Origin of the sequence: Microlunatus aurantiacus, from assembly GCF_039536605.1 — a bacterium.
GTDB classification, from domain to species: Bacteria; Actinomycetota; Actinomycetes; order Propionibacteriales; family Propionibacteriaceae; genus Microlunatus; species Microlunatus aurantiacus.
Window position 1 is genome coordinate 102,969 of record NZ_BAAAYX010000009.1, and the last position, 21,185, is coordinate 124,153.

Genomic DNA, 21,185 nt, shown 5'->3' on the forward strand with positions numbered 1-21,185 from the left:
TACGCTGTAGACGCCGCCGGCGCCTCCGAGGTCCCTGACGTTGATCCCGTCGGCGTCGGCGGCGCTGATTCCCACGGTAGCGATAATTCGTCTGCTGGGCGTCGGATTCGGTCGCCGAGTCCAGCGAGCCGGAATCAGGGGTGCCGTTAGCACGGAGTCGCCTGCTGACGGCCTGGTCAGCGACGAAACGGCCGGCGACTGGATGAGGTGTATGGCGCACCCGGAGAGATTCGAACTCCCAACCTTCTGATCCGTAGTCAGATGCTCTATCCGTTGAGCTACGGGTGCCCGTTGACGAGACGACCAGCGCCGCGGCAACGACCGCCAATCCTAGCGTCAAGGGGCGAACATGCCCAAGTCGGACAGCCGGGAGGCGGCCGGTCCGGATCCGTACGGGCGTTTACCGTGTAACCGAACTCACTTTGCCAACACCACTTGCCCACTGGTATCGAGGCGCGTGCACTCGAGGATCGAGTGACCTATTGTTCAGACCACGTTCGACGCCCAGCCGTCGAGTCGTAGCCCGGTGTTCACCGACACCGGACCCCAGCCGTTCCGAGATGGGACACACGTGAGCCTGCTGTTCGTGGTGATCGCCGTCATCGTGGTCGCGTTGATCTTCGACTTCACCAACGGGTTCCACGACAGCGCCAACGCGATGGCCGGGCCGATCGCCACCGGTGCGCTCACGCCGCGGACGGCAGTGATCATCGCGGCCGTGCTGAACGTGGTCGGCGCCTGCCTGTCCACCGAGGTGGCGAAGACGATCTCCGGCGGGTTCTTCGACGACAAGCTGGTCACCGCTCCCATCGTGCTGGCCGGACTCGTCGGCGCGATCGTCTGGAACCTGCTCACCTGGTTGCTCGGGCTGCCGTCCAGCTCCTCCCACGCCCTGTTCGGCGGTCTGATCGGCTCCGTCATCGTCGGCGCCGGGCTGGCCAGCGTGAACTACTCGGTGATCGTGTCCAAGGTCCTGCTGCCGGCCCTCGTCGCGCCCACCGTGGCCGGGTTGGCCGCCGCCGCGGCCACCGCGCTGGCGTACCGGATCACCCGGCGCACCCCCAGCAAGTACAGCGAGACCGGCTTCAAGTACGGGCAGGCGTTCACCGCGTCCCTCGTCGCGCTGGCGCACGGCACCTCCGACGGCCAGAAGACGATGGGGGTCATCACGCTGGTCCTGATCGTGTCCGGCTTCCAGGCCTCGGGCACCGGGCCGCACTGGTGGGTGGTGCTCGCCGCCGGGTTGGCCATCGGACTGGGCACCTACTCGGGTGGCTGGCGGATCATGCGGACCATGGGCAAGGGCATCGTCGAGATCGAGACACCGCAGGGGGCTGCCTCGGGCGCCGCCACGACGGCCACGATCCTCGCGTCGGCCCACCTCGGCTTCGGTCTGTCCACCACCCACGTCGCCACCGGCAGCATCGTCGGCTCGGGGCTGGGTCGCCGGGGTGCCGAGGTCCGCTGGAGCGTCGCCCGCCGGATGGGGGTGGCCTGGCTGCTGACCCTGCCCGGCGCCGCCCTGGTCGGCGGTCTGGCGGCTCTGCTGTCCGGTCACGGCGTCCCCGGGGTGATCGCGTTGCTCGTCCTGCTGGCCGCGGCCTGCACCGTCATCTGGCTGATCTCGCGCCGGAACCAGATCACCCACCGCAACGTGACCGACAGCGCCGAGGTGATGGTCCTGGCGTCCGCGGCCCCGCAGACCTACCCCGACGACCCCCGGCTGTCCGGGAGCAAGTCCAAGCACAAGCGCAAGAAGCAGAAGAGCGTCGCCTGATGAAGATCGACTGGGCCGCCCTCGGCATCGTCGCCGTCGTCGCGGTCGTGGCCACCCTGGTGTTCACCGTGCTGCTGTCGGCCGGCATCCGGCTGGTCTCGCAGGCCACCGTCGCGGCCAACCAGTCGCACCGCTCGGTCGGGGTCCGGACCACCGGCTACGGCCTGCTCGGTCTCGCCGGCCTGGTGGTGCTGTTCGGCATCTACCTGATCGTGCCGGCCCTCCACTAGCGCAGCCGCACCCCCTCCGCCGACGCGCACCCTCCGGAAGCAGCTGCACCCGCTACAGCCGGTGCAGCTGCGGTCAGACGGTGCAGCTGCCGTTCCCCTGCCTTGGACGTCCGGGAGACGACACTCGCCCGGGCCGTGATCGACCCGGGCGAGTGCTGCACGATGGCGGAGGCGGCGGGATTTGAACCCGCGATGGGCTTTAAGACCCAAACCCGCTTAGCAGGCGGGCGCCATAGACCGGACTAGGCGACGCCTCCCCAATGCGTACGACCTGTGGGTCCACCAAGGCTGACTGACCTCGAGGACGACCCGCAGAACCGCCCGGCAAGAGTACCGGCGCGCGTCGACCGGGGCAAAGCGTGAACCCTCGATGAACACTTCACGTGGTGCCGGTGTCCCCGTTCCACGTACAGTTGCTCCGCGCCTCGTTATCAGACACCGCCCAGACCGCGGTGCAGCGACACGCAATGAGACCAAGGGCTGGCCTTCACGCGCCTGCCCACAGCGAGTGGGGAGGGTGGATGTCCGACGAGCAGCCGGTCGGGGGGCGTACCGGCCGAGGTCCGCGTCGGGCCGACACCGATCCCCACTTCCGCCGCACCGTGGCGTTCACCGTCGCCGGGACGCTCATCCCGGGACTCGGACTGATCGCCGCCAAGCGCCGCGTCGCCGGTGGCATCGTGCTCGCGGTCTTCGTCGGGGCCGTGATCGTCCTGGCGGGCTGGGCCATCAGCGATCCGCAGGCCGTGGCCGCCATGGCGGTCCAACCGTCCATGCTGAACGGTCTGGCGGTGGCTCTCGCGATCACCGCCGTGGCCTGGGTCGGTGTCGTGGTCGCCACCCACCTCGCACTCCGCGGCAACCCCACCCGCCCGCAGCGGCTCATCGGCGGGGCGCTCGTCGGCGTCCTGGCTTTCGCGGTGGCCGCGCCGATGGCGGTGGCGGCGCGCTACAGCTACGACCAGGCCGCCCTGGTGAGCTCGGTGTTCAAGAGCGAGAAGGACACCAAGTCCGCCACCCGCCCCAACGGCTGGGACCCCCAAGCGGAGCCCGGCGACCCCCAGCCGTCGGCGGACCCGTGGGAGAAGAAGCCGCGGTTGAACCTGCTGTTGCTCGGCGGCGACGCCGGCAAGGGCCGGACCGGGACCCGCACCGACACCGTGATCGTGGCCAGCATCGACACCAGGACCGGCAACACGACGCTGGTCAGCCTGCCCCGCAACACCGGGCGGATGCCGTTCCCCTCCGACTCACCGCTGCGCAAGTACTACCCGAACGGCTTCACCGACGGGGACGGGAACAACCCGGAGTACTTCCTCAACGCGATGTACGACAACGTCCCCGCGCGGATCCCCGAGGACCTCCTCGGGGAGACCGACAACCTCGGCGCCGACGTGATGAAGCTGTCCGTGGGAGCGGCCACCGGGTTGGACATCGACTACTACGTCGAGATCAACCTCGCGGGCTTCGAGAAGATGGTCAACGCCCTCGGCGGGATCACGGTCAACATCAACACCTACATCCCGATCGGCGGCAACACCGACCTCGGCCGCCCGCCGGACGAGTACCTGAAGCCCGGCCCGAACCAGCACCTGAAGGGGCGCGAGGCCCTGTGGTACGCCCGCGGCCGCTACGGCTCCGACGACTTCGCCCGGATGGACCGCCAGCGGTGCGTGATCGACGCGGTGATCAAGCAGGCTAACCCCGCGAACATGCTGGCCCGCTACGAGGACATCGCCAAGGCCGGCAAGGACATCGTGAAGACCGACATGCCGCGGGAGGTGCTGCCGCTGATGGTCGACCTGTCCCTGCGGGTCAAGGACGGCAACGTCCGCAGCGTCGTCTTCAAGCACGGCGTCGACGGCTTCTCCAGCCCGAACCCCGACTTCGCCCTGATGCGGAAGCGGGTCAAGTCGGCGCTCAAGGAGACCAGGACCGAGGCCCCCTCGCCGTCGCCGTCGTCGAGCAAGAAGAAGTCCACCAAACCCGCCTCGTCGGGAGACGGCAAGGCCAGCGAGGACGTCGCCGACTCGTGCGCCTACCAGCCGTCGGTCGCGGCCACGGCCCAGCCGGCGCGCTGAGCCAAGGCCCCGGACTAGTCCACCCGGTAGCCGCGGCTGGCGTCCAACCGCTCGGCCAGCAGCATCGCGAGCGCCCGGAACGATGGTTGCTCGACCTGGCGCGGGTTGACGTACGCGACAGTGGGCCGGCTCTGGTCGATCGGGGTGACCACCAGACGCGCCCCGACGACGTTGATCTCGGCGATGTCGCGCCAGCTGAAGACGGTGCGCCGGCGACCGGAGACCAGGGTCAAGGTGTCGCGGGCCACCAGCAGCGTGGTCTGGAAGCGCCGGGTGAGCACGGTGGCGGCCAGCGCCAGCAGCAGCGCCACGGTGGCGAGCACGATCCCGACCACCCCGAGGGCGAGGGGCCAGCCGGACTGCCAGCCCACGATCAGCACCGCCCCGACCATCGAGCCGATCGCCGCCAGCAGGTAGGCCCGCAGCGGTGGGGTCGACCGCAGCACGAAGCGCTGGTGGTCCTCGGGGCGTAGCGCCGGGTTGCTCACCTGGGGTGTCCTCGCATCGTCGGAAGGTGGTGGGTCGGAGTGGTGGGTCGGCAGGTCGGTCTCTGCGATCGGGCGGCGAGGGTGGGATTCGAACCCACGGAACGGTGTTGAGCCGCTCGGCCGCTTTCAAGGCGGCTGCACTAGTCCACTATGCGACCTCGCCCGGGGTCGCCGTCATCCTAGTGGTCGTCACGAGGTCGTACGCCGCCGAGCCGGCTCGCCGAGAGGTGAGTTCGGGCGGCTTCACCACGCCCGGAAGCGGCCCGGAAGCACCAGTCGAGGCGTACGCCACGCAGGACGCGGCGTCTCCGGTCGACCGGGTCCGTGTGGCACGCTGGCGGGCATGCAGGCTGTCACCGTCCCCGAGCCCGGCGGGCCCGACCGGCTCGTTCTGACCGATCGGGCGGTGCCCGTGCCGGGGGCCGGCGAGGCGCTGGTCCGGGTGGTCGCCGCCGGGATCAACCGCGCCGACCTGCTCCAGCGCCAGGGCCACTATCCCCCGCCCCCCGGCGCCGACGACGTGCTCGGGATGGAGTGCTCCGGGTACATCAGCGCCCTCGGGCCGGACACCACCGACGGCCGCTGGACGGTGGGGGACCCGTGTCTGGCCCTGCTCGCCTCGGGCGGTTACGCCGAGCACGTCGTGGTGCCGGTGGGCCAGCTGCTCTCGGTACCGGACGGGGTTGACCTCATCACCGCCGCCGGCCTGGTCGAGGTCGCCGCGACGGTCGTGTCCAACTTCGACATCGCCGACGTGGGCGAGGGCGACGTGGTGCTGATCCACGGCGGCGCCGGTGGCATCGGCTCGATGGCGGTGCAGTACGCCAAGGCGCTCGGAGCGACCGTGGCGACCACGGCCGGCAGCCCGGACAAGCTCGCCTACTGCCGGTCGATCGGCGCCGACCTCGCCATCTCCTACCGCCACGACTGGATCGCCGCGGTCCGCGACCTGTCCAACCGGCGCGGGGTCGACGTCATCCTGGACGTGATGGGTGCGACCTACCTGGGCGAGCACGTCGGGTTGCTGGCCACCGGCGGTCGGCTGGTCGTCATCGGGCTGCAGGGTGGCCGGCAGGGCACCCTCGACCTGGGCAGGCTGCTGACCGTCCGCGGGCGGGTGATCGCGACCACCCTGCGGAGCCGGCCGGTCCAGGAGAAGTCGGCCATCTGCCGCCGGGTCGAGGAGGCGGTCTGGCCGCTGGTCGGCGACGGCTCGATCGCCCCCGCCCCGCAGTCCCGCTTCTCCCTGGCCGACGTCGTGTCCGCCCACTCCCACCTGGAGTCGGGCGACAACCTCGGCAAGGTCGTCCTCACCGTCAGCAAGCCGTGACCGCGCCCGTACGCGTCGGTGTCGTCGGCTTCGGGCTGCGGGCGTCGCTGGCCCGGACCGTGGTCGACTCCGGTCTCGGCGACGTGACCGCTGTGCTGGACCCGAGCGAGCGGGGTCGCCACGACGCGCGGAGCGCACTGGGCGGTTCGGTGCGGCTGGCCGAGTCGCTGGACGAGCTGCTCGCCTCCGGCGTCGAGGCGGTGATGGTGCTCAGTCCCGACGACACCCACCACGACGTCGCCGTCGCGGCCCTGGAAGCCGGGCTGCCGGTGTTCTGCGAGAAGCCGCTGGCCACCAGCATCGCCGACTGCGACGACGTGCTGGCCACCGCGCACCGGACCCTCACCCGGCTCTACGTCGGCCACAACATGCGGCACATGCCGGTGGTCCGCCAGCTCCGCGACGTGATCACCAGCGGCCGGATCGGCCGGGTCCGGTCGGTGTGGTGCCGCCACTTCGTCGGCCACGGCGGCGACTTCTACTTCCGGGACTGGCACGCGGACCGGCGGCACTCGACCGGTCTGCTGCTGCAGAAGGGCGCGCACGACCTCGACGTCATCCACTGGCTGTCCGGGGGGTACACGCGCCGGACCTCGGCGATGGGACGACTGGCCGTGTACGGCGAGATCGACGCGCGCCGGGAGCCCGGCGGGGCCCGGATGACCGACTGGCACGACCCCACCGGGTGGCCCCCCACCGCGCTGACCGGCCTGAACCCGACCGTCGACGTCGAGGACCTGTCGCTGATGACGATGGAGCTGGACAACGGGGTGCTGGCCTCGTACGCGCAGTGCCACTTCACCCCGGACTACTGGCGCAGCTACACCGTCATCGGCGACGCCGGCCGGGTGGAGAACCTCGGCGACGGACCCGGCGGCCGGATCGCGGTCTGGGACCACCGGCACCCGAGCTGGGCCCGGCCGGACGACGAGACCGAGATCGGCGGCACACCGGAGGGCCACGGCGGTGCCGATGCGGTCATGGTCGCGGAGTTCCTCCGTTTCGTCCGCACCGGCGAGCCCACCGAGACCTCTCCGGTGGCCGCCCGGGAGGCCGTCGCCGCCGGGGTGGTGGCCACCGAGTCGCTGCGGGGTGACGGCTCGACTCGGGTCGTGCCGGAGCTCGACCCGGACCTGGTCGCCTACTTCGACGCCGGCCAGGCCTGAGCACCGATCGCCGGTCCACGAACGGCGATCAGCTGGTCCAGGCCCGCCAGAGGGCGGCGTACTCCCCGTCAGCGGCGACCAGCTCGTCGTGACTGCCGAGCTCGGCGATGTCGCCGTCGATGACCACGGCGATCCGGTCGGCGTCGTGCGCGGTGTGCAGGCGGTGGGCGATGGCGACCACCGTCCGACCGTCCAGCAGGGAGGCCATCGACCCCTCCAGGTGCCGGGCCGTCCGCGGGTCGATCAGCGAGGTGGCCTCGTCCAGCACCAGGGTGTGCGGATCGGCCACCACCAACCGGGCCAGCGCGATCTGCTGCGCCTGCGCCGGCGTCAGGGTGAGGTTCCCGGCGCCGATCACCGTGCGCAGCTTCTTCGGCAGCTTGTCCACCCAGTCGTACGCGTCCACCGCCCGCAGCGCCGCCGCCACCGCCTCGTCGCTGGAGTCCTCCCGGGCCAGCACGATGTTGTCCCGGATGGTGCCGGAGAACACGTGGTGCTCCTGGGTGACCAGGGCGACCTCGGTCCGCAGCTGGTCCACCGGCAGGGCGACCAGGTCGACGCCGCCGACGGTCGCCCGCCCCGACTGCGGGGGGTTGATCCCCGACAGCAGCCGCCCGAGGGTCGACTTGCCCGAGCCGCTCGGTCCCACGATGGCCAGCCGCTCGCCCGGGGTCAGCTCCAGCGACACCCCGTGCAGCACCTCGTGACCCTCCCGGTAGGAGAACCGCAGGTCTCGTCCCACCAGCTGGGTCCCGTGCGGCCGCTCGTCACCGGCCACCCGGTCCTGCGGCACTTCGGCGATGCCCAGCAGCCGGGTCGTCGAGGCGACGCCGACCTGCAGCCGGTCCAGGTTGCGGATCAGCCGCTCGAGCGGCTCGACCATGGCCTGCACGTACAAGGTGGCCGCCGTGATCTGACCCATCGTCAGCCAGCCGTTGCCGTACCCGATCGCCCCGAGGACCATCACCATCACCAGCGGGGTGTCGTAGGCCAGGCCGATGAAGGAGAACAGGATGTTGCGCAGGGCCATGGTGTAGCGCTCGGCCTGCGCCGAGACCGCGATGTCCTCGTCGCCGACGGTCACCCGGGTGTGCTGCAGGCCGAACGCCTCGACCGTGCGCGCCCCCTCCACTGTCTCGGTCAGGGTGGTGTTGATGGTGGAGTACGTCGAGCCCTCGGTGATGTAGCCCTTCGGCGCCCGGACCAGGTAGCGCCTCACGGAGACGACCAGCAAGGGGGCGGTCACGAGCAGCGGCAGGGTCAGCAGCGGTGAGTTGAGCAGCATGGCGACCAGCGTCAGCACCGTGGTCACCGCCGCGATCACCACCTCGGGCAGACCGAAGCGGACGCTCTCGCTCATCGTCGAGACGTCCCGGGTGACCCGGGTGACCAGGTCGCCGGAGCTTGCGCTCTCCACCCGGCCGAGCGGCAGTCGCAGCACCGTCCGCACGATGTGCTCACGGGCACTGGCCAGGACGTCCTGACCGAGCACCGTCGAGGTGAACAGGGCGCCGAAGGTGAGCAGCGCCTGCATCACCACGACCGCACCGACGGCCAGCCCGAGCGAGGTCAGCCGGGCCACCGGGGTGCCCGGGGCGGCGGCCTCGTCGACCAGGTTGCCCAGGATCCGCGGCACGACCAGTCCGGCCACCGCGGCCAGGGCGTGCAGCCCGAGCAACAGCGCGACCAGACCACGACGGGTCCGCAGCAGGTCCTTCAGGAAGGCCACCACCACCGGGGTGCTCGCCACCGGCAGCCCCCGCTCGGGACTGCGGGAGGACGCGTACGTGTTCCGCGCCCGCTGTTCGCGCTCCAGGTGCCGACCGCGCCAGGCCCGCAGCCGCTCGCCGGCCGAGACCCCGGTCGGCGGCACCAGCGACGGCGGCACCCGCGGAGCGGCAGGTGTCTCGCGCCAGGTCTCGGCCGACCCGGGGAGCCGGGTGGCTAGCTCGGTCATGACAGGAGTCCTTCGTGGTTGCTCGGGGCATCGGCGTCGTCGTCGAAGGCGCGGACGACCACCCGTCGGTAGTCGGCGTTGCGGGTCAGCAGGTCGTCGTGGCTGCCCACGTCGGTGACGGTGCCGCCCTCCAGGAACGCGACCCGGTCGGCGTGGTGCAGCATCAGCGGCGACACGGTCATGGCCACTGTCGTCCGGCCGCGCCGGTGCTCCGGCAGTCGGGCCGCGATCATGGCCTCGGTGTGCGCGTCCACCGCGGACGTTGGCTCGACCAGCACCAGGATCTCCGGGTCGGCCGCCAGGGCACGGGCCAGCACGAGACGTTGGCGCTGCCCACCGGACAGACCTCGGCCGCGCTCGTCGATGACGCCCTGCCAGCCCCCGGGCATCAGGTCGAACACGTCCTCGGCCGCGGCCGTCAGCAGCGCCCGCTCGGCCTCCTCGCGGCTGAGCCGGCCGGCCGGGTCGACCGTGTCCTGCAGGGTGCCGGCGAACACCGCGGCCGCCGTGTGGCTGACCAGCACGGTGCTCCGGACGTCGTCGATCGGCACGTCGGCCAGGTCGACCGACCCGAGGGTGACGCCCCACCGGCGGGTGGCCAGCTCGGCGTCGCGGGCCTTCAGCCGGTCCCGCTCCTCCCGCCGCTGCTGCCGGGCCCGGCGTGCCGCACGCCGGCCGAGCCCGTCCTCGATGTCCAGGCTGACCGGGTCGTGGTCGGCCGGCAGATAGCGACCGAGACGGTCCGCCAGGGCGGCCGAGTCCTCCGGCGTGGCCGAGACCACGATGCTGAACTCACCCGGCCGGGCCACGAAGCCGGACTCGTGGTCGGTCAGCTCCGCGCCGCGCGGCAGGGTCAGCCGCTCGGCGGGCTCCCGCCACGGCGGCTGCTGCTCCATGACGGCCACCGTCTTGCGGGCCGCGATGATGGCCCGGACCCACTTCTGGGCGAGCTCGAAGAAGGTCTGGATGGGCCAGACCATGAACACCGCGTACCCGAAGAAGCTCACGAGCTGGCCGATCTGCAGCTCACCGCCGGCCACCTTCTGGGCGCCGAGCACGGTCAACGTGACCAGGAACATGCCGGAGAACAGCACGCTGGCGGCGTCCACGGCGGCCTGCCAGCGGCCGGCCGAGACGGCCGCCGCCCGGGTGAGCTGGGACTGCTCCGCGTAGTTGCCGGCGAATGTCCTCTCACCGCCGATGCCCCGCAGGATCCGCAGCCCGGCGACGATGTCGGTCGCCAGCGAGGTCAGATCGGACAGCCGGGTGCGTTCGCGCTCCTGGCGGCGCTCGAGCGGCCGGAGCAGCGGCAGGGCCAGGATCACCAGCAGCGGGGCGGTCAGGAGCACGACCAGACCGAGCTCCAGCGACGTCCGCAGCACGATGGCGGCGATCACCAGGTACGCCAGCAGGGCGCCGACCGCCCGGGTCAGCACCTCGGTCAGGGCACCCATCTGGTCGGAGTCGCCGCCGGCCACGCTGAGCACCTCGCCGGTCGGCACCCGCTGGGGCAGCACGTGACCCATCTGGGTGGTCTTGCGGGTGACCAGCTGCATCGACCCGTACATGGCGATCAGCCAGGACCGGACCACCAGCGTGTGACCGAGGACGCCGGCCACGACCCCCACCAGGGCCAGACCGAGCAGGCCCGCGGCGTAGCGCCAGACCGCCGAACGGTCACCGCCGAGGATGCCCTCGTCGATGATCCGTCCGACCAGGTACGGACCCACCGCACCGGGCAGCCACTGCAGCATGGCCAGCACGCAGAGCACCACGAGCAGCGGCCACTGCTGCCGCAGCAGCCACCCCAGGTAGCGGGCGGGCGAACGGGTGTCGGGGTCGGCGAAGGTGGCCGAGCGCGGACCGGCCGTGCTCCGGGGAGCCGAGCCGTCGGAGGCGGCGGTGGCGTTGAACTCCGGGACGACCGGCGGGAAATCATGCATGACCCGACCACCCTAGGAGCGGGCGGGGACACTTCACCACCGAGTTTCGCCACCGGGCGGGGCGGCGCCCGCCAGCAGGCCTCGCGTGCCGACCCGGACCGTGGCTCAGCCCTTGATACCGGTCTCGGCGACCCCCTGGACCAGGTAGCGCTGCAGGAACACGAAGACCAGCACCAGCGGCACGATGGACACCGCGGCCGCGAGGAAGAGCTCGTGCAGGTTGATGGTCTGGGCGGTCAGGAAGGTGGACAGCGCCACCTGAACCGTCCACATCGAGCTGTCCTGACCGATCACCAGCGGCCACAGGAACGCGTTCCAGCTGGCGATGAAGGTGATCACCGCGATGGCGGCGAAGAAGGCGCCGGAGTTGGGCACCACCACCCGCCAGAAGGCGCCGAAGTAGCCCAGACCGTCCACCCGGGCCGCTTCCTCGAGCTCCTTGGGGAAGTTCAGGAAGTACTGCCGGAACAGGAACGTGGTGAAGCCGGAGAACAGCACCGGGACGATGATCCCCTGCAGCGTGTCGACCCACCGCAGCTGGCTGACGATGATGAAGCTGGGGATGAAGGTCACCGCCGGCGGGATCATCAAGGTGACGAGGATGCCGTAGAAGATCTTGGTCGCGTGCTTGTACGGGATCCGGGCCAGGCCGTAGCCCGCCATCGCGCTGAGCAGCAGCTGCCCGGCGGTCTGGAGCACCGCGATGATCGCCGAGTTGGCCAGACTCCGCAGGATGTTGACCGAGGGGTCGGTGAAGAGCTCCTCGAAGTTGCCCCACTGGATCGTGCTCGGGAAGAACGACCAGTCCGCCGACGTGATGTCCAGGTCGCTGGACAGGGCGTTGCGGACGATCAGGTAGAAGGGGATGAGGAACAGCACCGTCGCGATCAGCAGCGCGAGGGTGCGCAGCACCGCCCCGAGGACCGTCAGCGGGGTGCGGCGACGCCCTCGGCGGGACCGGTAGGGCGAGCGGTCCAGGTCGACCGGGCCGTCGACGTCGGTGACGGTGCTCATTCGTTGGCCTTCCCGAAGCCGAAGATCTTGCCCTGCAACAGCGTCACGATCATGATCAGCAGCGCCAGGATGACCGCCCCGGCCGTGCCGTGGCCGTAGTCCTGGTTGCCCTGGGCGGTGTAGTACAGGTAGACCAGCGGCGGCCGGGCGAAGGAGCTGTTGCCCAGCAGGTTGAAGAACTCGTCGAAGGCCTGGTACGCCGCGATCAGCAGCAGCAGGAGCACCGCGACCGAGGTGGCCCGCAGCTGCGGGAACGTGATGAAGCGGAACGTCTGCCAGCCCGGGCGGGCGCCGTCCACCTCGGCGGCCTCGTAGAGCTCCGGGCTGATCCGCTGCAGACCGGCCAGGAACAAGATCATGTAGAACCCGACCTGCAGCCAGAGCCGGGCGGTGACGATGACCAGCCAGTACCAGGGTGGGTCGGTGGTGGCCAACCAGGCGACGTTGTCGATCCCGAACCAGCCCAGCACGGTGTTGGCCAGACCGAACCGGACGCCGTTGAAGATCGACAGCTTCCAGACCAGCGAGGCGACGACGTACGAGCAGGCGGTGGGCAGGAAGAACACCGACCGGAAGAACGCGCGGGCGAAGCGGACCTGGTTGAGCAGCAGCGCCAGGCCCAGCGACAGCGCGAAGGTGATCGGCACGATCAGCGCCGCGAAGACGGTGAACGTGATCAGGCTGTCCAGGAACGGGCCCGGCTGGAGCAGGTCGATGTAGTTCTGCAAGCCCACGAAGTCGTTCGGGGTGACCGTGTTCTGAGCCCGGTTGAAGCTCAGCACGACCGACCAGATGATCGGCACGTAGACGAAGACGAAGAGCCCGATCAGGAAGGGGCCGACGAAGACCCAGAAGGCGCCCGTGGCGCCACGGATCCGGCCGGACCCCCGGCGCGGGGCGACCGTCGTGCTGGTCGCCCGCGCCGGGCTCGCGGTGGCAGTCATGGCCGGCCGGCTCAGCCGAACAGACGAGACAGCTCGGCGTTGACCGCCTTCTCGCAGGTGGCCAGGTTGCTGTCGATGTCACCGCCCTTGCGCACGATGGCGGTCGCGGCGTCGGCGTACGCGTTGTTCATCTTCGGCGTCCAGGCCGGGTTCGCGGCGACGGCGGACTCGTTGAAGATCTTCAGCGCGTCGGCGGCGGGGCCGGACTGCAGCTTCTCGGCCTTGGCGGCCAGCGACTTGCGCGGCGGGATGTGGAAGCCGTAGGAGAGGTTGAAGTCCTCCTGGGCCTCGGAGTTGTCCACCCACAGCCACTTGACGAACGCCTTGGCCGCCTCGACGTCCTTGGCCTTGGCGCTGACCATCGCGCCCCACCCGCCGGCGAAGGTCGACGGGGTGCCGACGGAGCTGCTGAACTTCGGCCAGGCCACCACCCCGAAGTCGTCGCCCAGGGCCTTCTGGATGCCGGGCATGGCCCAGAGCCCGCACCACTGCATCGCGGCCAGACCCTGGGTGAACGAGGACGGGTCCCACCAGTCGGTCGGCGAGCCCAGCAGGATCGACTTGGTCTCGAACAGCTCCCGCATCTTGGCGAAGCTCTGCTTGACGTCGTCGGTCAGGAACCCCGGCTTGTTGTCGTCGGTGAGGAAGTCCGAGCCGACCGTCCACAGGATCGGGCCGAGCAGCGACCCGCCGCCGAAGGAGGGCGTGACGCCGGCGTCGTTGCCGATGAACAGACCCTTCTGGTCCTTGGTGCTCAGCTCCTTCGAGGCGGCGATCAGCTCGTCGACCGTCGTCGGCGGCTGCACCCCGGCCTTCTCCAGCACGCTCTTGCGGTAGTAGAGGACGCCCATGTCGTCGACCATCTTGATGGCGTAGACCTTGCCGTCGACCGTGGCCGACTTCAGGTCGGCTTCGGAGTAGTCGTCGCGGACGTCGGCGATCAGGTCGTCCAGCTCGACGACCTGCTTGCTCTTGACCTGGTCGATGTTGACCCCGGACTCGAACACGTCCGGCCCCGAGGTCGACAGCAGACCGCTGTTCAGCTTGCTGGTGTAGTCGCCCGGCGTCCACTGGACCTTCACGGCGGCATCGGGGTAGTCCTTGGCGTACTTCTCGACGGCCTGCTGGGTGCCGGCCTCGCCGTACTGGTGGTACCACTGGTTGATCGTCGGCTTGCCGCCCTCGCCGCCGCCGGTGTCCCCGGACAGGCCCGAGCTGCCGCCGCTGCACGCGGACAGCAGCGGGGCGCTGCCGACGGCGGCGGCTCCGAGACCGAGAACCTGGAGGAAACGACGTCGGTTGAACTCGGCGAATCGTTCGGGTGCGCTCATCTCACAACTCCTTTGTTGCGCGCCGAACCACTCCCGAGGCATCGCAGGATCGCGACGGGCGGCTGCAGCGGCGTCCATCTGAGAACCGGTCGGTGGACCGGCTCGAACCATGTTGATCGCAGCGTAAGTACGGCGCCGGTCCGTGTCGAGCGCGGCGCGCGAGCAGATGTGAACGCTCGTCTTGCGGCCTGGCGGCTCGGGTGCCCACCGGCCCTGTCCTTCCGCCGACCTAGGATCGCCCGCATGACCGAGCAGCAGCAGCCCGCCGAGGACCCCGCCGCCCGGGGCATCGCCGGCACCACCGACGACGGCCGCGTGTACGTGGTCACTCCCACCTCGATGGCCGTGGAGGGTCCGCCCGCCCCGGACGTCGAGGACCCGGCTGAGGCGTCGAAGTCGGTCACCGACATGGTCGAGCAGCCGGCCAAGGTGATGCGGATCGGGAACATGATCCGGCAGCTGCTGGACGAGGTGAAGGCAGCGCCGCTGGACGACGCGAGCCGGCAGCGGCTGCGCAGCATCCACGCGGCCTCCATCGAGGAGCTCAAGGAGGGGCTGGCACCCGAGCTGGTGGCGGAGCTGGAGCGGATCACGTTGCCGTTCAGTGAGGACGTCACGCCGACCGACGCCGAGCTGCGGATCGCCCAGGCACAGCTGGTGGGGTGGCTCGAGGGGTTGTTCCACGGCATCCAGACCGCGTTGTTCGCCCAGCAGATGGCTGCCCGCGCCCAGCTGGAGCAGATGCGACGCGCGCTGCCCGTCGGCCAGAGCGGCGCCGACCCCCAGGCGGGGCCACCGGGGACCGGGTCCAACGGCATGTACCTCTGAGTCCGGGACCCGCCCCGAAGGCAGTTCTCCGTGAGACCCAGGTCACAGCGACTCGATCGTCCGACGATGTATCAGCACGCCGTCAACGGACTCGGGAGCAGCAGAAGATCCGACCCGGAACTTCTGTAGCGCGGAGGGAACCGATCGACCAGGGGGAACGTCTCATCCGCGCCCCGTAAGCGCCGAGAAGACCCTTGGAGATCGCCATGACCGTCGTCGTCGACCGACCCGCCGTCCCCGTCATCGACACGTCCGCCCGTGCCACCAGTGCCCGTTCAGGCGGCGCCGCCCGACCGACCGCCGTCAGCCGGCTCGCCGCCTGCTCCCCGGCCGGTGCCGACGGAGCCCGCCCGCGCCGCGCCGACGGTGACCGCCCGGCCTGCGCCGATGTCCCCGAGGTGTTCCTGGACCCGGCGCTGGAGTCCGAGCCGACCTCCAGCGCGCCGGCCCGGGTCCGCCGGCAGTACGCGACCCTGGCCGCCGAGGCCACCGAGGTGTGTGCCTCCTGCCCCCTGATCAGCGCCTGCCTCTACCGCGCCGTCGTGGACTACGACGTGGCCGGTTTCGTGGCCGGCACCACCGCACGGCAGCGGGCCGAGGTGCGCAACCGGCTCGGCGTCGAGGTGGAGCCCGAGGACTTCGACAGCCTCGCCGGCGTCGTGGGGGGTCAGCGGACGGTCGACCACGACGAGGTCGTACGCCTGCGTCGGACGCACCCCGACGAGAGCCTGGAGCGGATCGCCCGCCGGCTCGGGTGCTCGCTGTCCACGGTGAAGCGGCACCTGCGACAGGAGCGGCACGAGCCCTCTGCCACGCGGAACCGACTCGCGTCCCGGCCCACCGAGACCCGGGTTCGGCGTACGACGGCCGAAATTCTTGCCGAAACCTCAGGAAACCGTCGCGCTGCGGCCTGATCTTCGATACGTTTCAAGAGAACGCTCACCTGGGAGACCGCAGGGCCTCGGGTGGGCGTTCCCTCACGTTCACCCGAGTCTGGTTCCGCCGACCGGCACGACCGGCACGACCGGCACGACCGGCACGACCGGCACGACCGGCACGACCGGCACGACCGGCACGACCGGCGCCCGGCGAGTCGTGGCGGTCTCCCTGCGCCACACTGAGGACCATGGCCCGGTACGCGGTGAACGACGAAGCGGTGGCGTACGTCCGCACCCTGATCGACAAGCGCCAGTACGTGCTGCGCAGCGAGTGGGGCGAGGTGCAGCCCGATGCGGAGACCCAGAACGCCTACCTCGACCGCCACGACTGGGCGGCGTACGGACGCTGGCACCTCGGACTCACCGAGGGCGCCGGCGAGGAGACCAAGGCCCGCTACGCCTTCGTGGTGGGCGACTTCCGGCGGGTGCACCGCAGCGGCCTGATCGCCTGCGTCTACCGGGCCTCCGAGTGGCGGCACAAGGCCGTCGAGCTCGCCGCGCACGACCTGCTGCAGCACCTCGACGCCACCTCGGGCTGACGGGGCGGTCGCCTCCGCGGACCCGGGCGGCCGGTGGGCTTCTGGCACGACCGGAGGGCTACGTCGCCCCGACCGACGGCCCGGACTATGCAGCCTCCCCCGCCGGCGGCGCGGGCAGCGGAACCAACCGGCGATAGACCCGGCGGATGAGCCAGGAGGGCACGTAGCGGTGGCGCTCCTCGCGCCACACCCGCGCCCGCCGATGCGGACGGACCGTGCGCAGGGCGCGCTGGATGCTCTTCCGGGAGTGGTACAGGTTGACCGGCTCGGACGGGTGCAGCTCGATGCGGCACAGGTACTTGGTGCTCACGAAGCCGTACTGGTCGGGGCTGACCAGCCGCGCCGGGGCCCCGTGCTCGGCGGTCAGCGGCCGGCCGTCGAGCCGATCGGCGATCAGCACACCATCGGCCAGGGCGTCCTCGACGGTGACGATCGAGCGGTAGCCGTCCAGACCGACGAAGACGAGGTAGCCGACACGGGCACGGTCGGCGAGGGCCGGTTCGATCAGCAGCCGGTAGACCTCGGCGAACGGCACGCCCTCCCAGACCAGTCCCACGGCGGACCACCCCGCCACGCAGTGGAGGGCGGACTCTGACCGCCGGCGGGGCAGGGTCGCGAGGTCGTCGGGTCGCAGGGAGACCCGACGGGCGAGCTGCCCGCTGATCTCGATCTCCAGGTCGGTGGGTGGCACCGGCGGCGCACTCTCCAGCTCGACCCCGAATCGGGGAAGACCCTGCACCGCGCGCTGACCCGGTGGGAGCACCATCGGTCGCCTCCTTCCGTACGCTGCCGTATGCATACGGTAAAGTACGGATCGGCCCGGGTCAACGGGATGAGCTGTCAGCAAAGGAGCGGTCGTGCCGGCCCATCTCCGCACCACCAAGGCCGCCTGGATCGAGGCGGGCCTGCGAGCGCTGGCGGCGGGTGGTCCGGACGCCGTCCGGGTCGAGACCGTCGCCGCGGCCCTGCAGGTGACCAAGGGGGGCTTCTACCACCACTTCCGCGACCGCCAGACGCTGCTGGACGCCATGCTCGACACCTGGGAGGAGACCCTGGTCGACCGCGCCATCGAGTCCTCCGACCGCGGTGGTGGCGACGGTCGGACCCGGCTCCGGCGCCTGTTCTCCGCGGCCAACGCCGGCGAGGACCTGCTGGCCCTCGAGCTCTCCGTCCGCGACTGGGCCCGCCGCAACGCCGCGGTCGCCGCACGCGTCCGCCGGGTCGACGACCGCCGGCTGGCGTACCTGCGGCCGCTGTTCGCCGAGTTCTGCGATGACCCCGCCGACGTGGAGGGCCGTTGTCTGCTGGTGCTCACGCTGTTCGTCGGGGAGTCACTGGTGAGCGCCACGCACGGTCGGCGTACCCGACCGGCGGTGGCCGCGGCCGCCGTCCGGCATCTCCTGCGCTGAGGGCTGCGCGGGCGGCCGGCCCCCGGGCACGGGCGCTCGGACGCACATGACATCCGCGTGACCGACAACGTCTTGGAGGGGTAGGAGATACTCCACCGGCGCCCTCCCGCGACCGGAACGGGAAGCAGCAGGGCCGTGGTGGCACGGCGGACGGAGGCCGACAGGTGTACGTGGTGGTGCTGATCGCCCTGGCGTCGGCCGCGCTGTTCGCGGTGGGCAGCTCGCTACAACACCGCTCGGCCGGCTCGGCGCCGACGGACTCCAAGCGCGCGATGGTGGCGACCCTGCTCCGCCGACCCGGCTGGGTGATCGGTGCCCTGCTCTGTGCCACCGCCTTCGGCCTGCACGCCCTCGCGTTGAGCCGCGGGGACCTCACGGTGGTGCAGCCGATCATCCTGAGCGGCATCGTCTTCGCCGTCTTCGCCCGCTCCGCGATCGACCGCCGGCTGCCGTCGCGGGGGGAGATCGGCTGGGCCGGCGTCACCTGGGCCGGGCTCGCGCTCTTCATCGGCATGCTGCGGCCCCTGGACCCCCAACCTCCGCAGGACGATCGGGCCGTGATCATGGTCGGTGTCGGGCTCGTCGTGGTGGCGGCCCTGGGTCTGGCCGGTCGGCGCAGTGCCGACCAGCTGCGCCGTGGCGTCCTGCTGGCGACCGCGGCGGGCACCTGCTTCGGGCTGGTGGCCGGCCTGGTCAAGGTGACCACCGTCCAGGCGTCCCAGGGCGGGTGGGCCGTGGTCGCGGAGTGGTCGACCTGGGTGCTGATCGGTGTCGGCGCCGCCGCCATCCTGCTGAACCAGCGGGCCTACCAGTCGACGCGGCTGTCGGTCACCGCTCCCGTGCTCAACATCGCCCAGCTGCTGGTCTCGCTGAGCTTCGGGCTCGTCGTCTTCAGCGAGCAGCTGTTCGCCTCCCCCGCCACGGTGGTCTTCGAGGTCGCCGGGCTGGCCGTGATGGTGCTGGGGGTCACCCGGCTGGCCACCCGGGCCGCGGACGACCCCGGCACCGAACCGGAAGACGGCCCCGGCCGGTCCGGGCTCAGAACCAGCGGCGCAGCTCGGTGACCAGACCCAGGTCGTCGAACGAGCCGGTCACCGCGTCGGCGACCTGCTGCACCTCCGGCGGCGCCTGACCCATGGCCACGCCACGGCCGGCCCAGGCCAGCATCTCGGCGTCGTTGCGACCGTCGCCGACGGCCAGCACGTCGCCCGCCGTCACCCCGAGACCGAGGACGACCTCGTCGAGGCCGGCCGCCTTGGTCACGCCCTCCGGCGCGATGTCCAACCAGGCGCTGTAACCCACGTAGTACTGCACGCCGTGCAGGCCGAGCTGCTCGGCCAGGGCGACGAAGTCGCGGTCGGAGCGGGCCGGGTCGCGCAGGATGATCCGGGTGACCGGGCGCGAGCTGAGCTCCTCGACGTCCTCGATCGCCATCGCGCCGGACAGGTCCCCCTCCGGGAAGTGGCCGCTCAACCGGTAGCCGCGGCCGATCTCCTCGACCGCGATCAGCGTCTCCGGGGAGTACGCGGTGACCTTCTCGATCACCGTCCGCGGATCGAAGGTGACGGCCCGGACGATCCGCTCCGGCGGGAAGTCGACCACGACCGCGCCGTTGGAGCAGACCGCGGGGCCGGAGGTGAGCCCGAGCTGCTCGATCACGGGCAGGGTGCTGTGCCAGGAGCGGCCGGTGGACAGCACGACCGGCACGTCGGCGTCGGCGACCGCGCGGACGGCGGCACGGACCTCGGCCGGCAGCGAGCCGTCATGGTCGAGGATGGTGCCGTCGACGTCGAGGGCGACGACCCGGGGCCGCCACCCGCTGCTGGGACTGGCGGGCTGGGGGGCGCTCACAACGGCGACAGCTGGGTGCGTCCGCCGAGGAACGGCTGCAGAGCGGCGGGCAGCCGGACCGACCCGTCGGCCTGCTGGTGGTTCTCCAGCAGCATGACGATCATCCGCGGCATCGCGCACAGCGTCCCGTTCAACGTGGCGACCGGACCGACGCCGCTCGCGTAGCGGCCCCGGATGTTCAGCCGTCGGGCCTGGAACTCGGTGCAGTTGGAGGTCGAGGTGATCTCGCGGTAGCGCTCCTGGGTCGGCAGCCAGGCCTCGCAGTCGTACTTGCGGGCCGCGCTCAGGCCGAGGTCGCCGGCCGCCACGTCGATCACCCGGTAGGGCAGCTCGAGGGCGTCGATGAACTCCTTCTCCCACTCCAGCAGCTGCTGGTGCTCGGCCTCGGCGTCCTCCGGGGCGCAGTAGACGAACATCTCGACCTTGTCGAACCAGTGCACCCGGAAGATGCCGCGGGTGTCCTTGCCGTGCGACCCCGCCTCCCGCCGGAAGCTCGGGCTGTAGCCGACGTAGCGGCGGGGCAGCGACTCCGGGGCCAGGATCTCGTCGCCGTGGTAGGCCGCGAGCGGCACCTCGGCGGTGCCGACCAGGTAGAGGTCGTCGTCGGCCAGGTGGTAGACGTCCTGCGCGGCTTGACCGAGGAAGCCGGTGCCCTCCATCGCCGACGGCTTGACCAGCGACGGCGGGATCATCAGGGTCAGCCCCTTGGCGGTGGCCGTGCTCACCGCCAGGTTGAGCAGCGCCAGCTCGAGCTCCGCGCCCTGCCCGGTGAGGAAGTAGAACCGCGAGCCGGACACCTTGGCCCCGCGCTCGATGTCGATCGCCTCCAGCAGCTGGCCGAGCTCGACGTGGTCGCGGGGGGTGAAGCCCTCGGCCGCGAAGTCGCGCTTGGTGCCCCGCTCCTCGAGCACGACGTAGTCGTCCTCGCCGCCGACGGGGACACCTTCGATGATCAGGTTCGGCACGGCCTTGAGCAGCTCGTCGAACGCGGCGGACGCCTCCTTCTCGGCGGCCACGGCCCTCTTCACCTGCTCGGCCAGGTCCTTGGTCCGGGCCAGCAGCCCGGCCCGCTCCTCCGGCGACGCCTTCGGGACCTGCTTGCCCAGCTCCTTCTGCTCGGCCCGCAGCTCCTCGTACGCGGCGATGGACGAGCGCCGGGCCGCGTCGGCCGCCAGGGCCTCGTCGACGATCGTCTCGGACTCACCGCGGGCGCGCTGCGACGCCTTGACCCGGTCCGGGTCGGTGCGCAGCACCTTCACATCGATCACGTCGCCAGCCTAGCGAGGTCGGCGCCCCGCCCCGTCCGCGTGCCCGGCCCGCACCCGTGCCCGCCCCACCCCAGGGTTGTGACGAGCATCG

Annotated in this window: 19 protein-coding genes and 3 tRNA genes; 10 read left to right on the forward strand and 12 right to left on the reverse strand. The window is 71.2% G+C overall.

Annotated elements, in window-relative coordinates; all coding sequences use genetic code 11:
• Window positions 1–212: 212 nt before the first annotated feature.
• Window positions 213–288 (reverse strand) — tRNA-Arg (locus tag ABD714_RS12035).
• A gap of 283 nt (window positions 289–571) precedes the next feature.
• Here ABD714_RS12035 and ABD714_RS12040 point away from each other — a divergent pair.
• Window positions 572–1,777: an inorganic phosphate transporter gene (locus ABD714_RS12040; protein ID WP_344812599.1), complete on the forward strand. Its 1,206-nt coding sequence runs from the start codon at window positions 572–574 to the stop codon at window positions 1,775–1,777.
• Window positions 1,777–2,007, forward strand: coding sequence for a hypothetical protein (locus ABD714_RS12045; RefSeq protein ID WP_344812600.1), 231 nt, complete (start codon window positions 1,777–1,779; stop codon window positions 2,005–2,007). Before ABD714_RS12040 ends, ABD714_RS12045 begins: the two co-directional genes overlap by 1 nt.
• A gap of 163 nt (window positions 2,008–2,170) precedes the next feature.
• Here the strand turns inward: ABD714_RS12045 and ABD714_RS12050 are convergent.
• Window positions 2,171–2,264: transfer RNA gene (locus ABD714_RS12050), tRNA-Ser, on the reverse strand.
• 264 nt (window positions 2,265–2,528) lie between these two features.
• Between ABD714_RS12050 and ABD714_RS12055 the strand changes: the two genes are divergently transcribed.
• Window positions 2,529–4,088: an LCP family protein gene (locus ABD714_RS12055; protein ID WP_344812601.1), complete on the forward strand. Its 1,560-nt coding sequence runs from the start codon at window positions 2,529–2,531 to the stop codon at window positions 4,086–4,088.
• Between the two features lie 14 nt (window positions 4,089–4,102).
• Here ABD714_RS12055 and ABD714_RS12060 read toward each other — a convergent pair whose 3' ends face one another.
• The gene (locus ABD714_RS12060; RefSeq protein ID WP_344812602.1) at window positions 4,103–4,576 is read right to left on the reverse strand and encodes a hypothetical protein; all 474 of its coding nucleotides are present in this window, start codon (window positions 4,574–4,576) and stop codon (window positions 4,103–4,105) included.
• Between the two features lie 73 nt (window positions 4,577–4,649).
• A tRNA-Ser gene (locus ABD714_RS12065) sits at window positions 4,650–4,739 on the reverse strand.
• A 180-nt stretch (window positions 4,740–4,919) separates the two neighbouring features.
• Between ABD714_RS12065 and ABD714_RS12070 the strand changes: the two genes are divergently transcribed.
• Both ABD714_RS12070 and ABD714_RS12075 read left to right on the forward strand, forming a co-directional pair.
• A complete protein-coding gene (locus ABD714_RS12070; RefSeq protein WP_344812603.1) occupies window positions 4,920–5,906 on the forward strand; it encodes an NAD(P)H-quinone oxidoreductase in 987 nt (328 codons plus the stop codon).
• Window positions 5,903–7,072, forward strand: a complete 1,170-nt coding sequence (locus ABD714_RS12075) for a Gfo/Idh/MocA family protein (RefSeq protein WP_344812604.1) — start codon at window positions 5,903–5,905, stop codon at window positions 7,070–7,072. Before ABD714_RS12070 ends, ABD714_RS12075 begins: the two co-directional genes overlap by 4 nt.
• Window positions 7,073–7,100: 28 nt before the next feature.
• On the opposite strand, the gene ABD714_RS12080 is transcribed toward ABD714_RS12075, so the two are convergent.
• The 5 genes from ABD714_RS12080 to ABD714_RS12100 all read right to left on the reverse strand — a co-directional run bounded on the left by ABD714_RS12080 (window position 7,101) and on the right by ABD714_RS12100 (window position 14,261).
• Window positions 7,101–9,029, reverse strand: coding sequence for an ABC transporter ATP-binding protein (locus ABD714_RS12080; protein ID WP_344812605.1), 1,929 nt, complete (start codon window positions 9,027–9,029; stop codon window positions 7,101–7,103).
• On the reverse strand, window positions 9,026–10,972 hold the full coding sequence (locus ABD714_RS12085; protein WP_344812606.1) for an ABC transporter ATP-binding protein: 1,947 nt from the start codon (window positions 10,970–10,972) through the stop codon (window positions 9,026–9,028). The genes ABD714_RS12080 and ABD714_RS12085 overlap by 4 nt, the downstream gene beginning before the upstream one ends.
• Before the next feature lie 105 nt (window positions 10,973–11,077).
• Window positions 11,078–11,986 (reverse strand): carbohydrate ABC transporter permease, encoded by a 909-nt coding sequence (locus ABD714_RS12090; RefSeq protein ID WP_344812607.1) that lies wholly within the window; start codon window positions 11,984–11,986, stop codon window positions 11,078–11,080.
• A complete protein-coding gene (locus ABD714_RS12095) occupies window positions 11,983–12,930 on the reverse strand; it encodes a carbohydrate ABC transporter permease (protein WP_344812608.1) in 948 nt (315 codons plus the stop codon). Before ABD714_RS12095 ends, ABD714_RS12090 begins: the two co-directional genes overlap by 4 nt.
• A gap of 11 nt (window positions 12,931–12,941) precedes the next feature.
• Complete coding sequence (locus ABD714_RS12100; protein ID WP_344812609.1) at window positions 12,942–14,261, reverse strand: ABC transporter substrate-binding protein; 1,320 nt, start codon at window positions 14,259–14,261, stop codon at window positions 12,942–12,944.
• 243 nt (window positions 14,262–14,504) lie between these two features.
• On the opposite strand from ABD714_RS12100, the gene ABD714_RS12105 reads away from it, so the two are divergent.
• The 3 genes from ABD714_RS12105 (at window position 14,505) to ABD714_RS12115 (ending at window position 16,566) form a co-directional block, all read left to right on the forward strand.
• Entirely contained in the window at window positions 14,505–15,089 is a 585-nt protein-coding gene (locus ABD714_RS12105; RefSeq protein WP_344812610.1) for a bacterial proteasome activator family protein, read from the forward strand.
• Window positions 15,090–15,295: 206 nt separating this feature from the next.
• Window positions 15,296–16,003: a WhiB family transcriptional regulator gene (locus ABD714_RS12110; RefSeq protein WP_344812611.1), complete on the forward strand. Its 708-nt coding sequence runs from the start codon at window positions 15,296–15,298 to the stop codon at window positions 16,001–16,003.
• Between the two features lie 212 nt (window positions 16,004–16,215).
• Window positions 16,216–16,566 carry a hypothetical protein gene (locus tag ABD714_RS12115; RefSeq protein WP_344812612.1) on the forward strand — a complete coding sequence of 117 codons (351 nt, stop codon included), beginning with the start codon at window positions 16,216–16,218 and terminating at the stop codon, window positions 16,564–16,566.
• An 85-nt stretch (window positions 16,567–16,651) separates the two neighbouring features.
• Here ABD714_RS12115 and ABD714_RS12120 read toward each other — a convergent pair whose 3' ends face one another.
• A complete protein-coding gene (locus tag ABD714_RS12120; protein ID WP_344812613.1) occupies window positions 16,652–17,332 on the reverse strand; it encodes a molybdopterin-dependent oxidoreductase in 681 nt (226 codons plus the stop codon).
• 91 nt (window positions 17,333–17,423) lie between these two features.
• Between ABD714_RS12120 and ABD714_RS12125 the strand changes: the two genes are divergently transcribed.
• Both ABD714_RS12125 and ABD714_RS12130 read left to right on the forward strand, forming a co-directional pair.
• Window positions 17,424–17,975, forward strand: coding sequence for a TetR/AcrR family transcriptional regulator (locus tag ABD714_RS12125; RefSeq protein ID WP_344812614.1), 552 nt, complete (start codon window positions 17,424–17,426; stop codon window positions 17,973–17,975).
• Window positions 17,976–18,139: 164 nt separating this feature from the next.
• Window positions 18,140–19,039, forward strand: a complete 900-nt coding sequence (locus ABD714_RS12130) for a DMT family transporter (protein ID WP_344812615.1) — start codon at window positions 18,140–18,142, stop codon at window positions 19,037–19,039.
• On the opposite strand, the gene ABD714_RS12135 is transcribed toward ABD714_RS12130, so the two are convergent.
• Together ABD714_RS12135 and serS are read right to left on the reverse strand one after the other, a co-directional pair.
• Window positions 19,014–19,826, reverse strand: coding sequence for an HAD family hydrolase (locus tag ABD714_RS12135; RefSeq protein WP_344812616.1), 813 nt, complete (start codon window positions 19,824–19,826; stop codon window positions 19,014–19,016). The genes ABD714_RS12130 and ABD714_RS12135 overlap by 26 nt on opposite strands.
• Window positions 19,823–21,094: a serine--tRNA ligase gene (gene serS / locus ABD714_RS12140; RefSeq protein ID WP_344812617.1), complete on the reverse strand. Its 1,272-nt coding sequence runs from the start codon at window positions 21,092–21,094 to the stop codon at window positions 19,823–19,825. The genes ABD714_RS12135 and serS overlap by 4 nt, the downstream gene beginning before the upstream one ends.
• Window positions 21,095–21,185: the final 91 nt, after the last annotated feature.

What these genes read in the sequence shown, in the direction of transcription:
- ABD714_RS12045 (WP_344812600.1), top strand. Translation starts at nt 1,777, where the DNA reads ATGAAGATCGACTGGGCCGCCCTCGGCATCGTCGCCGTCGTCGCGGTC.
- ABD714_RS12085 (WP_344812606.1), bottom strand. Translation starts at nt 10,972, where the DNA reads ATGCATGATTTCCCGCCGGTCGTCCCGGAGTTCAACGCCACCGCCGCC.
- ABD714_RS12120 (WP_344812613.1), bottom strand. Translation starts at nt 17,332, where the DNA reads ATGGTGCTCCCACCGGGTCAGCGCGCGGTGCAGGGTCTTCCCCGATTC.
- ABD714_RS12090 (WP_344812607.1), bottom strand. Translation starts at nt 11,986, where the DNA reads ATGAGCACCGTCACCGACGTCGACGGCCCGGTCGACCTGGACCGCTCG.
- ABD714_RS12080 (WP_344812605.1), bottom strand. Translation starts at nt 9,029, where the DNA reads ATGACCGAGCTAGCCACCCGGCTCCCCGGGTCGGCCGAGACCTGGCGC.
- ABD714_RS12110 (WP_344812611.1), top strand. Translation starts at nt 15,296, where the DNA reads ATGACCGTCGTCGTCGACCGACCCGCCGTCCCCGTCATCGACACGTCC.
- ABD714_RS12105 (WP_344812610.1), top strand. Translation starts at nt 14,505, where the DNA reads ATGACCGAGCAGCAGCAGCCCGCCGAGGACCCCGCCGCCCGGGGCATC.
- ABD714_RS12095 (WP_344812608.1), bottom strand. Translation starts at nt 12,930, where the DNA reads ATGACTGCCACCGCGAGCCCGGCGCGGGCGACCAGCACGACGGTCGCC.
- ABD714_RS12115 (WP_344812612.1), top strand. Translation starts at nt 16,216, where the DNA reads ATGGCCCGGTACGCGGTGAACGACGAAGCGGTGGCGTACGTCCGCACC.
- ABD714_RS12055 (WP_344812601.1), top strand. Translation starts at nt 2,529, where the DNA reads ATGTCCGACGAGCAGCCGGTCGGGGGGCGTACCGGCCGAGGTCCGCGT.
- ABD714_RS12100 (WP_344812609.1), bottom strand. Translation starts at nt 14,261, where the DNA reads ATGAGCGCACCCGAACGATTCGCCGAGTTCAACCGACGTCGTTTCCTC.
- ABD714_RS12070 (WP_344812603.1), top strand. Translation starts at nt 4,920, where the DNA reads ATGCAGGCTGTCACCGTCCCCGAGCCCGGCGGGCCCGACCGGCTCGTT.